Below are 14,978 nucleotides of genomic sequence, written 5' to 3'. Positions count from 1 at the left end.
CGGCAATATGTCGGGAAGAATGATCCGCACCGCATGGCAAACATCAAAACAGTGCAATTCATGGAAATCAGCACTTTGCCTTCGCTTGATACGCTGTGACTTATCCATAAGATATTCCAAATTTTCTCCCGGCACCCGATTTTTGGGTTGCTATACCGCGGACAACAGGCAATACCTCGTTGTATGTAAGAATCTGTCCGGTCTCTGATCGGACGGGCGGGCGCGCACTATGCAAAGGTACGCGCATGTTCGGGGCGGATAGTGGGGATTTGACATGGCTGCTGGCGGTACCCTGACCCTTTCGGGCGGCGCGGACGTAACCCTCTCCACGGGGACGGTCTATTCCTTCGTTGTGGGGGTGAACAGCGGCACCCAGGGCCTCGTGCTGAACACCAACGGCCAGACAATGACCGTTACCAATATCGCCAGTCTGCGCGGCGGCACGAGCGTGGCCCGAAAGGATGTCATCACCCTTGGCGGCACCGCCGGCAATACGATGGCTGTTGCTTTGCTTGAAACGCTGATCGGCAATGTCGGCAAGGACGTCGTGACCCTTGCGACGAACGGCAGCACGATGGTGGTCGACGGCATCGAGACCTTTATCGGCGCCACCACGGGCACCGACTTCCTCACATTGGCCAATACCGGCGGCAACACCATCGCCGTCAGCTTCATCCACAGCCTGATGGGCAGCGACGGCAACGACGTTGCCGTCTTCCTCAATACGAACGGCACCACCACCGCCATCGGCCTGTTCGAAACGATCATCGGCAACGGCGCCAACGATTTAATCGCCAGCGTCGCTTCGGCGGGCGGCCAAACGGCGATGGTTGTCGATTTCGAAATCATCCTCGGCAATGGCAGCAAAATCGACGTCATCAGCCTGGGCGATGGCGGGAACACGATGGGTATCGGGTTCCTGGAAACGCTGATCGGCGGCACCGGCTACGACATCGTCACCAACGGTTTCAAATCCGGCACCATCAACCTGGCTTCCGGCGGCATGACGCTGAGGGTGCATAATATCGAGATGGTGGCCGGCGGCACCTCCGGACGCGATACCCTCATCCTGGGCGACACCAACACCACCATCACCATCGCCGATATCGACACGCTGATCGGCAGCGACGGCGTCGATGTGGTCACGATGGAGGAGCGGCGGACAACACCCATTTTCGGCAGCACTGCGCTGGCCACCACCACCAACACGGGCACGATGCTGGTGGCGATGGTGGAAACGCTGATCGGCACGGCCCAGTACGACACGATCTCAATGTCGGCGCCCGGCGCCACGAACGGCAACACCATCAATGTGTCGATGATCGAGGAGATCATCGGCTCTTCCATTGCCACCGACGATGTCGTACAGATCGACCAGACGGGCGGCAGCACCACGACCATCGCCCTGGTTGAAACCCTGATCGGTACCAGCGGCAACGATTTCGTGCAACTGGCCGCGGTCGGCAGCTTCGCCAACGACATCCTGCTTCAGGGCATCGAAACCATCGTCGGCAGCAAGAATGCCGACTCCGTGCAGTTCACCACCGCCGGGACGCTGACGACGGCGGCCGTGGAAGTGATCACCGGCACCAGCGGCGCCGACACGATCCAGCTTCTGTCGGGCATCACCACCTCTGCCACGATCGAATCCATCGAGACCCTGATCGGCGGTGACAGTACCAACATCATCACCACCACCCAGACCGGGGGCACGACGCTCAGCATCGACATGGTCGGCACGCTGATCGGTGCATCCACCTTCAACGATCTGGTGACCTTGCGCAGTGCCGCGACCGCCATCACGGTCAAGGATTTCGAGACGATCATCGGCAGCGCGTACCAGGACGTCGTGCAACTGGCCGTCAACACCGACCCCACGCAACAGGTTCTGGTGTCCGATGTCGAAACCCTGATCGGCAATGGCGGCGGGGCCATCCTGGCCGGCAGCAGCGGCAATACCGTTACCGTCTCCGCGCTCGCCACGCTGATCGGCGGCGGCGGCAACGATGTGATCAACCTGGGCAGCAACGGCAACACCACGGTCGTCAGCAATGTTGAAACGCTGATCGGCAATGGCGGCACCAACGATATCAGCATCGATATGGTGTCGGGGACCATCTATGTCTCGGGCGTGGACACGGTTCGGACGCCTTCCCAGACCATCGCCGTGGGCGGTGCAACGCAGACCATCGTCATCGGCGGCATCGACAACATATTGCACATGCCTGCATCCGGCGGCAGCAGCGATGTCGTCCTGCCATACGAAACGGTGATCGGCGACGGCGGCACCGACATCATCACCCTGACGCAAACGCAGGGTAGCACGATCGCGGTCCAGTTGCTGGAAACGCTGATCGGCAGCGCACAGAACGAACTGGTCGCGGTTATCGGCGGCGGCGGCAGCACCATGCTGGTGTCTCAGATCGACACCTTCCTGGGCGGCGGCGGCACCGACTTCGTGCAACTGGACAATGGTACCAACATTATCAGCGTCTCGCTGGTTGAAACCATCATCGGTGGCAGCGGGCAGGACGGGGTCCGGCTGGCCAATGGCGGCAATACCATTTCCGTCGCCGCGGTGGAGACGCTGACCGGTGGCAGCGGCACCGACGTCGTCACCCAGCTCGCCAGCGACGGCTCCACTCTCGGCATTTCCTTGATCGAAACCGCGATCGGCGGGGCGGGCCTGGATGTCGTAACGCTGGGATCCAGCGGCAATACGCTGACCGCCTGGCTGCTGGAAAGCATCATCGGCGGCATTGGCGGCGACCTGATCACCGTGGCCACGGCTGGCGCCGGCTTCCCGCCGGCGGCCGGCTCGATCGATGTCCTGATCGATGGCGGCAACGGCAATGATACCCTGATCGGCGGCGACGGTGACGACACGCTGATCGGCGGCAGCGGTGCCGACACCCTGACCGGTGGTGATGGCGAGGATGTGTTCGACGTCACCGATGGTGACCTGATCACCGACTTCACCGACAGCACCGACACGATCCGCATCTCCGGCACCAGCTATTCGATCAGCGACATCACCGTGACCGACAGCGGGGCCGATGCCATCGTGACGATCGGCGCCGGTCCGCCCATCACCATCACCCTGGCGGGCCGCGCCGGGCTGACCACAGCCAACTTCACGGTCAGCAACGCCAATGGTGCCACGCTGCTCACCAGCCGCGTGATCCCCGGCACCCCCACCGACAGCGACAACACCGCCAACAGCATCGCCGAAGGCGCGGCCAACGGCACCGCCGTCGGCATCACCGTGTCGGAACCGAATGGCTTGAGCAGCCTCACCTACAGCCTGACCGACGATGCCGGCGGACGCTTCGCCATCGATGCCACGACGGGCGTCGTCACCGTCGCCGACGGCACTCTGCTGGATTTCGAGACGGCAACCAGCCATTCCATCACGGTACAGGTCAGCGACGGTGCCGCCACCAGCAGCCAGACCTTCACCATCAACGTCACCAATGTCGCCCCCACCACCCCGACCGACAGCAACAGCGCGGCCAACAGCGTCCTGCAAGGCGCGGCCAACGGCACCGCCGTGGGCATCACGGCCAGTGCTACGGACGTCAATGGCGGCACCGTCACCTACAGCCTGGCCGACGATGCCGGCGGACGTTTCGCCATCAATGCCACGACAGGCGTCGTTACCGTCGCCGACGGCACCTTGCTGGATTACCAGACCGCCACCAGCCACACCATTACGGTCCAGGCCAGCGACGGCACCGACACCAGCACACAGACCTTCACCATCAACGTCACGAACATGCCGCCGGGCACACCGGACGACAGCGACAACGCCGCCAACAGCGTCGTGGAAGGGGCTGCAAACGGCACCGCCGTCGGTGTCACGGCGGCAGAGCCGAACGGCCTGCCCAACATCACCTACAGCCTGACCGACGATGCCGGCGGACGCTTCGCCATCGATGCCACGACGGGCGTCGTCACCGTCGCCGACGGCACTCTGCTGGATTTCGAGACGGCAACCAGCCATTCCATCACGGTGCAGGCCAGTGATGGCAGCAATACAAGCAGCCAGACCTTCACCATCAACGTCACGAACGCTGCCCCCGCCACCCCGACGGACAGCGACAGCGCCGCCAACAGCGTCGTCGAGGGTGCCGCCAACGGCACCGCCGTGGGCATCACCGCCAGCGCCACCGACGTCAATGGCGGTACCGTCACCTATAGCCTGACCGACGATGCCGGCGGGCGCTTCGCCATCGATGCCACAACCGGCGTCGTCAGCGTCGCCGACGGCACGCTGCTGGATTTCGAGACCGCCACCAGCCACACCATCACGGTCCAGGCCAGTGACGGGGTCGACACCAGCACCCAGACCTTCACCATCAACGTCACAAACGCCGCGCCCGCCACGCCGACCGACAGCAACAGTGCCGCCAACAGCGTCGTCGAGGGTGCCACCAGCGGCACCGCCGTGGGCATCACGGCCAGCGCCACCGACGTCAATGGCGGCAGCATCACCTACAGCCTGACCGACAATGCCGGCGGGCGCTTCGCCATCGATGCAACAACCGGCGTCGTCACCGTCGCCGATGGCACGCTGCTGGATTTCGAGACCGCCACCAGCCATTCCATCACGGTCCAGGCCAGTGACGGCACCGATACCAGCACCCAGACCTTCACCATCAACGTCACAAACGCCGCGCCCGCCACGCCGACCGACAGCGACAATGACGCGAACAGCGTCGTCGAGGGTGCCACCAACGGCACCGCCGTCGGCATCACGGCCAGCGCCACCGACATCAATGGCGGGACTGTCACCTACAGCCTGACCGACGATGCCGGCGGGCGCTTCGCCATCGATGCAACAACCGGCGTCGTCACCGTCGCCGATGGCACGCTGCTGGATTTCGAGACCGCCACCAGCCATTCCATCACGGTCCAGGCCAGTGACGGCACCGACACCAGCACCCAGACCTTCACCATCAACGTCACAAACGCCGCGCCCGCCACGCCGACGGACAGCGACAGTACCGCGAACAGCGTCGTCGAGGGTGCCGCCAACGGCACCACCGTGGGCATCACGGCCAGCGCCACCGACATCAATGGCGGTACTGTCACCTATAGCCTGACCGACGATGCCGGCGGGCGCTTCGCCATCGATGCAACAACCGGCGTCGTCACCGTCGCCGATGGCACGCTGCTGGATTTCGAGACGGCCACCAGCCATTCCATCACGGTCCAGGCCAGTGACGGGGTCGACACCAGCACCCAGACCTTCACCATCAACGTCACCAATGTCGCCCCGGCTACCCCGACCGACAGCGACAGTACCGCCAACAGCGTCGTCGAGGGTGCCGCCAGCGGCACCGCCGTGGGCATCACGGCCAGTGCTACGGACGTCAATGGCGGCAGCATCACCTACAGCCTGACCGACGATGCCGGCGGGCGCTTCGCCATCGATGCCACAACCGGCGTCGTCGCCGTCGCCGATGGCACGCTGCTGGATTTCGAGACCGCCACCAGCCATTCCATCACGGTCCAGGCCAGTGACGGCACCGACACCAGCACCCAGACCTTCACCATCAACGTCACAAACGCTGCCCCGGCTACCCCGACCGACAGCAACAATGCCGCCAACAGCGTCGTCGAGGGTGCCGCCAACGGCACCGCCGTCGGCATCACGGCCAGCGCCACCGATGTCAATGGCGGCACCGTCACCTACAGCCTGACCGACGATGCCGGCGGGCGTTTCGCCATCGATGCCACAACCGGCGTCGTCACCGTCGCCGACGGCACGCTGCTGGATTTCGAGACCGCCACCAGCCATTCCATCACGGTCCAGGCCAGTGACGGCACCGCCACCAGCAGCCAGACCTTCACCATCAACGTCACCAATGTCGCCCCGGGCACGCCGACCGACAGCGACAATGACGCCAACAGCGTCGTGGAAGGGGCGACCAACGGCACCGCCGTCAGCATCACGGCCAGCGCCACCGACATCAATGGCGGCAGCATCACCTATAGCCTGACCGACGATGCCGGCGGACGTTTCGCCATCGACGCCACAACCGGCGTCGTCACCGTCGCTGACGGCACGCTGCTGGATTTCGAGACGGCCACCAGCCATTCCATCACGGTCCAGGCCAGTGACGGCACCGATACCAGCACCCAGACATTCACCATCAACGTCACGAACGCCGCGCCCGCCACGCCGACCGACAGCAACAGTGCCGCCAACAGCATCGTCGAGGGTGCCGCCAACGGCACCGCCGTGGGCATCACGGCCAGCGCCACCGACATCAATGGCGGTACTGTCACCTACAGCCTGACCGACGATGCCGGCGGGCGCTTCGCCATCGATGCCACAACCGGCGTCGTCACCGTCGCCGATGGCACGCTGCTGGATTTCGAGACCGCCACCAGCCACACCATCACGGTCCAGGCCAGTGACGGGGTCGACACCAGCACCCAGACCTTCACCATCAACGTCACGAACGCCGCGCCCGCCACGCCGACCGACAGCAACAATGCCGCCAACAGCGTCGTCGAGGGTGCCGCCAACGGCACCGCCGTCGGCATCACGGCCAGCGCCACCGACATCAATGGCGGTACTGTCACCTACAGCCTGACCGATGATGCCGGCGGACGCTTCGCCATCGATGCAACAACCGGCGTCGTCACCGTCGCCGATGGCACGCTGCTGGATTTCGAGACCGCCACCAGCCATTCCATCACGGTCCAGGCCAGTGACGGGGTCGACACCAGCACCCAGACCTTCACCATCAACGTCACAAACGCTGCCCCGGCTACCCCGACCGACAGCGACAGTACCGCCAACAGCGTCGTCGAGGGTGCCGCCAACGGCACCGCCGTGGGCATCACGGCCAGTGCTACGGACGTCAATGGCGGTACTGTCACCTATAGCCTGACCGACGATGCCGGCGGGCGCTTCGCCATCGATGCCACAACCGGCGTCGTCACCGTCGCCGACGGCAGCAAGCTCGACCACCGGGCGGCCGCCAGCCACACCATCACGGTCCAGGCCAGTGACGGCACCGATACCAGCACCCAAACCTTTACCATCAACGTCACAAACGCACCGCCAAGCACCCCCACCGACGGCGACAGCTCTATCAACAGCATTGTGGAAGGGGCAGCCAATGGCACGGCCGTGGGCATCACGGCCAGTGCTACGGACGTCAATGGCGGCAGCGTCACCTACAGCCTGATCGACGATGCCGGCGGGCGCTTCGCGATCGACGCCACGACAGGTATCGTCACCGTCGCCGACGGCAGCAAGCTGGACTATGAGACCGCGACCAGCCACACCATCACGGTGCAGGCCAGCGACGGGATCGATACCAGCAGCCAGACCTTCACCATCAACGTCACCAATGTCGGCCCGGGCACGCCGACCGACAGCAACAATGCTGCCAACAGCGTCGTGGAAGGGGCGGCCAACGGCACCGCCGTCGGCATCACGGCCAGCGCCACCGACATCAATGGCGGCAGCATCACCTACAGCCTGACCGACAATGCCGGCGGGCGCTTCGCCATCGATGCCACATCCGGCGTCGTCACCGTCGCCGACGGCACGCTGCTGGATTTCGAGACCGCCACCAGCCATTCCATCACGGTCCAGGCCAGTGACGGCACCGACACCAGCACCCAGACCTTCACCATCAACGTCACGAACGCCGCGCCCGCCACGCCGACCGACAGCAACAATGACGCCAACAGCGTCGTCGAGGGTGCCACCAACGGCACCGCCGTGGGCATCACGGCCAGCACCACCGACGTCAATGGCGGTACTGTCACCTACAGCCTGACCGACGATGCCGGCGGACGCTTCGCCATCGATGCCACGACGGGTGTCGTCACCGTCGCCGACGGCACGCTGCTGGATTTCGAGACTGCCACCAGCCATTCCATCACGGTCCAGGCCAGTGACGGCACCGCCACCAGCAGCCAGACCTTCACCATCAACGTCACAAACGCCGCGCCCGCCACGCCGACCGACAGCAACAATGCCGCCAACAGCGTCGTCGAGGGTGCCACCAACGGCACCGCCGTGGGCATCACGGCCAGTGCTACGGACGTCAATGGCGGCAGCATCACCTACAGCCTGACCGACAATGCCGGCGGGCGCTTCGCCATCGATGCCACAACCGGCGTCGTCACCGTCGCCGACGCCACCAAGCTGGATTACGAGACCGCCACCAGCCACACCATCACGGTCCAGGCCAGCGACGGCACCGCCACCAGCAGCCAGACCTTCACCATCAACGTCACAAACGCACCCCCCGCTACCCCGACCGACAGTGACAGCGCGGTGAACAGGATGGCGGAGGGTGCCAGTGGTGGCACGGCCGTGGGCATCACGGCCAGTGCCACCGACGTCAATGGCGGCACCGTCACCTACAGCCTGCTCGACGATGCCGGCGGCCTGGTCCAGATCGATGCCAATACCGGCGTCGTCACGGTCAGGGATGGCATCAACTGGTCGCAAGGCATTGCCGGCGACAAGACCATCACCGTCCAGGCCAGCGATGGCGGCGGCGGGGTCAGCCAGCAGAACTTCACCTTCACCATCGCCCCCCGGACCACCAGCCCCACCAGCCCGACCCTGGCCCCGGGCAGCAATGCCGGCGTGCCGGATGTCGCCCGGCCGGGCCTGCTGCGCCTGACGGGCACAACGGAGGCGGGCGCCACCGTGACCCTCCTCCTCAACGGCAATGCCAGCGGCCTGACCACGGTGGCCGGCGCCGATGGGGTATACAGCTTCAGCTTCGATGCCAGCGCGTTGACCGGCAACCTGACCTTCAGCGCCACCGCCACGGGCAGTTCCGGTGTCCCCAGCACGCCCAGCGAAACCCGCATCATCACCCTGGACGGGACGTCGCCGACCATCGGGGGCGTGACGCTGATCGATAATCCCACCGCCGAGGCCACCAGCCTGACCTGGCGGATCAGCTTCTCCGAAGCGGTCTATGGCGTCACCGCCGCGGCTTTCGGCCTGATCACGACAGGCACGGCCAGCGGCAGCATCGGCAGCGTCACCATCATCGACAGCCAGACCATCGAGGTCACGGCCACCGGCCTGACCGGCGGCGGGACCGTATCCCTGAATGTCGGTGCCGCCGGCATCACCGACGGGGCGGGCAATGCGGTCGCAGCGCCGACAGCGGGCGCGCCCTTCAGCATCGGCCGGACCGCGATCGTGGCCGGCGGCTTGTCGCGCGATCTTGCCTATGTGGAGGATTCCGGCGCGCTTTCCCTGGCTGGCACCTTCCTGACGGCGGCACCGGCCAATGCTGTGCTGACAGCGGTCCTGACCCTGGCCAACCCGGCATTGGGCCGCATCGAAGGCGGTGGCAGCTACGACCCGGCGACCGGCGTCTGGACGGCGACCGGCACCATGGCCCAGATCAACGCGGCACTCGCGGCGGCCAGTTTCGTGGCCGTGGCCGACAATGACCTGTCGACCAGCGTCAGCCTGCTGATCACCGACAATATTGCCGGCAACGCACCGGTCACCGGCACCATCAACCTGACGGTCACCCCGGTGAATGATGCGCCGGTGGTTGGTGCGCCGATCGGTGACCATGCCGTGGCGGAAGGCGCCACCTTCACCCTGACGGTGCCGGCCTCGGCCTTCACCGACGTCGATACTGGCGATGTGCTGACCCTGTCGGCGACGCTGGCGGACGGTTCCGCCCTGCCATCCTGGCTGCGGTTCGACGCCGCCACGGGCAGTTTCACCGGCACGCCCGGTTTCCTTGATGCGGGGATAGTGCAGGTCACCGTCACGGCGACGGACAGGGCCGGGGCCAGCGCGGGCCAGACCTTCGTCCTGACTGTGACCGACGTCAACCAGGCCCCGGTGGCCGTGGATGATACCGGCACGGTCAACGAGACCGGTATCCTGAACGGCGCCAGCGTGCTGGACAATGATACCGACATCGATCCGGGCGATACCCGGACCGTCGTCGGCGTGAACGGCACCGCCGTGGTCGGGCAGTTCATCACCCTGGCGTCGGGCGCGCGGGTGCAGGTCAATGCCGACGGCACCTATGTCTATGATCCCAATGGCGCCTTCATTGCCCTGCCGGCGGGGGCGACGGGCACCGACAGCTTTACCTACACCATGGTCGACAAGGGGGGGCTGTCCTCCACCGGCACCGTCACCATCACCATCCTGGGCGAGAACAACGACCCGATCCTGCAGGCACCCAAGCAGGTGATCATCGCCAAGAATTCCGGCGCCATCGGCCTGTCCATCGAAAGGCCGGTCGATCCGGACGGCAATGCCCTGTCGGTCACCATCAGCGAACTGCCCAGCAATGGCCGCCTGCTGCGGGCCGACGGCACGGTGGTCAGCCTGGGCGATGTGCTGTCCGCCGCCGAACTGGCCGGGCTGGCCTTCCGGGTGGACCAGGGCTTCACCGGTGTGGCCGGGCGCGTCGCCTACAGCGTGTCCGACGGACAGAGCGAAATCGTCAGCCAGGTGGACATCACCATCGCCGAAGAGCAGATGGTCAGCATCGCCACCAAGCCCGGCACGGCATCGGTCCAGGCCGAGCCGACGGGTGACGGGCTGATCGCCTACAGTTTCGTCATCACCCGCAGCGCCGGCCAGGCACCGGCAACCGATGGCACCGTCTCCATCAACTGGCGGATCGATGCGGGCGGCGGCATCGACCGGTTCGATTTCGCCGGCGACGTGCTGCCGTCGGGCAGCGTGACCTTCAACCCCGGCGAATTCTCCAAGGAGATCACCATCCTGGTGCGGGCCGACACGCTGGAGGAGGGTGACGAGACCTTCACGGTGTCGCTGCACGGGCTGACCGCATCCGGCCTGGTGCTGCCGCCGCGGATCAACAATCCGTCCACGGCATCGGGCACCATCCTGGACAGCACGCGCGACCGCGTGCCGCCGGAGGTGACCGGCATCACGGCACCGGCCGCCGGCACCTATTTCCCCGGCGATATCGTTGAGATCAGCCTGACCTTCAGCGAGGTGGTCACCGTCAATGGCAGCCCGGCGCTGGACCTGCTGGTCGGGGACGCGGCACGCCAGGCCGTCTATGCCGGCGGGTCGGGCAGCAATGTGCTGACCTTCCGCTATGTGGTGGGCGATGGCGACGCGGACCGCGACGGCATTTCCGTCATCGACCGGATCGCCAATGCCGGCACCATCACGGACGCGGCCGGCAACGCCGCCCTGCCCGGCTTCAACCTGAACGGCGTCGATTTCGGCGGCGTGCTGGTCAATTATGTCCGCGGCCGGTCGGTTGACGGTTATATCAGCGGCGCCCAGGTCTTCGCCGACGCCAACGGCAATGGCGTGCTGGACCCGGGCGAGGTGGCGTCCACCACCGATGCGACGGGCAATTACGAGATCGCCGGCGGCGACGGCCCCTATGTCATGGTCGGCGGCACCGACATTTCCACCGGCCAGACATTCAACGGGGTCTATCTGGCGCCGGAACGGGCGACCGTCATCAATCCGCTGACCAGCGCCATCGTCGGGCTTGCGGGCTATCAGGCCGGCAATGCCGCCAATCTGGCGGCGGCGGCCCAGCTCAAGGCGGCTCTCGGCATCGCGCCTGGCCTGGACCTGATGAATGTCGATCCGCTGGACGCGGCCACGGCCGAGGGTGCGTCCCCCGATGCGGTGGCCCAGGCGGTCAACGCCCAGTCCGCGGCGGCAAAGATCGCCAACCTGATCGCGCAGGGCACCGCCGTGATGGACGGTGCCGCGGCGACGGCCCTGCCCACCGGGCAGGCGGGGCTGGCCATCCTGGCCTCGCTGGCCGACCGGATACGCGAACTGCCGGAAGGGGCCACGCTGGACCTGACCAGCAGCGCCACGCTGGCGGCCATCCTGCGCGGGGCCGCCGCCCGGCTGGGCGGCATCGACGCCGACAGGGTCAACGCCCTGTCGGAGGTGGCCGGCAGTATCATCGCCGCCGGCAACGCCAAGGTGGAGGCGGCCTCGGCCACGCCAGACCCGCTGGCCGCCCTGACGGCGATGGCCCGCGTGCAGGTGATCGTCCAGACAGAGGGCATCGCCGCCCTGCGTGACGGCGTGGCCGCGGGCAACCTGGATGCCGCCCTGGCGGCACTGACCGGGGCCAATCTGGACAATGCGGTGGCCGGCGCCGTGGTGGGCGTCATCGTGCCCACGCGGGTGTCGATCACGGCACTGGATGCCGTAAAGCCTGAAGGTGACAGCGGCACCACCGCCTTCACCTTCCAGGTCACCCGCAGCGGTGCCAATCTGGCCGCCGCCACGGTGGATTACCGCGTCAGCGGCAATGCCGGCCTGGACGCGGCCGATTTCGGCGGCGTCCTGCCCTTCGGCACGGTCCATTTCGCAGCCGGCGAGACCGTCAAGATCATCACGATCGAGGTCACCGGCGACAATACGGTGGAAGCAGACGAGCATTTCACCGTGGAGTTGCTGAACCCGTCGCCCGGCATGGACATTCAGGGCGTGCGGGCCGGCGGCACCATCCTGAACGATGATCCGGCGACACCGCGCATGCTGGTGCCGCAGGATGCCGCGATCCTGTCGAGCGGCAGCAGCCGTGTCACGGGCATCACCGTGCAGGCCGCCCGCGGCGGGAATGTCACCGTCACCCTGGCCGCCATCGGCGGGGCCATCCTGCTGATCGGGCCGGCAAGCCAGAGCTTCGGCGACGGCACCGTCACGCTGACGGGCAGCCTGGCCGATGTGAATGCCACCCTGGCCGGGCTGTATTTCACGCCCGCCGCCGGCAGCACCGCCGGTTCGTTGAGCATCACTGCGGGCAATGCCGGCAGCGGACCCAGCGACACTCGCACCGTCGCGCTGCGCGTCGCGGCCCCACCGGAAAATGTGCTGCCCGTCAGCCCGACCGTGGTCGCCGGCATCACCGACGAGATCATCGGTATCGGCGTGATCGACACCGACAGCCCGACCCTGACCGTCACCTTGACCCCGACCGATGGTGTAGTCAGCCTGACCGCCTTTGGCGACGTGACCGTGACACATGGTGCCAACGGTGTGCTGGTGGTATCCGGGTCCACCGCCGCCGTTCAGCAATCGCTGGCCAGCGTGGAGTTCACCGGCCTCGCCGGCCGGCCGACCGCCACGCTGCGGATGGATACCGACGACCATGACCCCATCACGCCGAACGACAGCGACCTGATCACCATCCAGGTGCTGCAGCCGCCGGTCACCAATCTGCCGGATGCCGCCACCGTGCTGCGCGGCACCGCGACCCGGATCGACGGTATCGGGGTTGCCGACGCGGACAGCGACCAACTGTCCGTCACGCTGACACCGACCGGGGGTTCGGTGGCGGTGACGCTGGCCGGCGGGACGGTGCTGACCCAGGTCAGCGACGCGGTGATCCGCCTGACCGGCAGCGTGGCCGACCTGAACGCCACGCTGGCGACGCTGATGTTCACCGCCGGCGGGGACGCGGCCACGGCACAGCTTCGGGTGCAGACATCCGACATGGATCCCCGCACGGCCGACAGCGACCGGACACTCACCATCCAGACCATCGAGGATGTGCTGCGCCTGCCGGCGGGGGGGGCCACGCTCAGCGTCGATCGCTATGCGACGATCATCGGCAATGCCGGGACCGACGTGATCACCTTCGCCCGGCCGGGCGGCACGACCATGGCCGTGATGGATCTGGAAACGCTGATCGGCAGCAGCGCACATGATGTCGTCACCGGCATCGGTGCGCAGGGCATGACCATGACGGTGGCGATGCTGGAAAGCCTGACCGGCACGCCCGGCACCGACGTGATCCATCTGGGCGGCGTCGGCAACACCATCTGGCTGCAGGGTATCGAAACCCTGGTCGGCAGCCGCACCAGGGACCATGTCACGCTGGGCGATGGCGGCAACGACATCACCGTGTCCGCCCTGGAAACCCTGATCGGCGGGGCCGGACTGGACCGCGTCACCCTGGCGGGCGGTGCCACCATCTCCGTGGAGGGGATCGAAAGCCTGATCGGCGGGGCGGGCACCAACTTCGTCTTCACCGGGACGGCCGGCGGCACCCTGACGGCCCAGGGTATCGACGTGCTGGTCGGCGGCAGCGGGCATGACGCGCTGCGGCTGGGTGACGGCGGCAACAGCCTGCTGGTGCGCGGTGTGGAGGATATCCAGGGCGGCGCCGGCCTGGATATCGTCACCATCGGCAATTCCGGTGCGACCATGACGGTCGCCGGGGTCGAGACGCTGGTCGGCGGGGCCTCCAAGGATGTGATCGGCCTGGGCAACCAGGGCAATACCATCCAGGTCAGCAATATCGAGACCCTGACCGGCGGGGCGGGCGCGGATGTCGTCACCGTCACGGGCACCAAGGCCATCCGTTTCGAAGGCGGGGCCGGGGCCGACCATATCACCCTGGGCACCAGCAACGCCGCCGACCAGATCGTCTATCGCGACCTGGGCGATGGCGGGGCGGCAGGGGCGAATACCGGCTTCGATCACATCGCCAACTTCCAGACGGCGAGCGACACGCTGGCATTGATCGGCAACCTGCGTTCCATGCTGGACCGCAACGGCGACGGTCTGGTCCAGGGGGCGGAACGGGGGACCGGCCAGATCGACCTGGCCACCGATGAGGTGGTGCGGCTGACGACGGTGACGGACAATCTTGCCGACGCCAGCCTGGCCTCCATCCGTGCCGCCATCGGCACCCTGCAGAACCAGCAGGTGGGCGGCAGCGTGCTGGTGCTGGCCGGCGACAATGCCAACAATACCGGCATCTACATGGTGACCAAGACCAGCGAGAGCCAGGATGTCGCCGCCAGCGAGATCCGGCTGCTGGGCGTGGTTTCCAACGCCCGGCTGAGTACGGGCAACGTCACCTTCGCATAGTGGCATCGGTCGGACATTTTGACCGGTGCCACGGCGGCGACTGCCGGCACCTGGGGCCTTGCACAACAAAACACCCGCCCGGATGGCTCCGGGCGGGTGAGTCGGGTGGGGG

Annotated in this window: 1 protein-coding gene; it reads left to right on the top strand. The window is 66.4% G+C overall.

Annotated elements, in window-relative coordinates:
- The first annotated feature begins 274 nt into the window (after positions 1-274).
- On the top strand, positions 275-14,866 hold the full coding sequence (locus ABC728_RS01975; RefSeq protein ID WP_445376310.1) for a beta strand repeat-containing protein: 14,592 nt from the start codon (positions 275-277) through the stop codon (positions 14,864-14,866).
- The last annotated feature ends 112 nt before the right edge of the window (positions 14,867-14,978 follow it).

Source organism: Niveispirillum fermenti, assembly GCF_052474395.1.
Note: the sequence above shows the minus strand (reverse complement) of the source record. Positions and strands in the feature narration are given on the sequence as shown.

What these genes read in the sequence shown, in the direction of transcription:
- ABC728_RS01975 (WP_445376310.1), top strand. Translation starts at nt 275, where the DNA reads ATGGCTGCTGGCGGTACCCTGACCCTTTCGGGCGGCGCGGACGTAACC.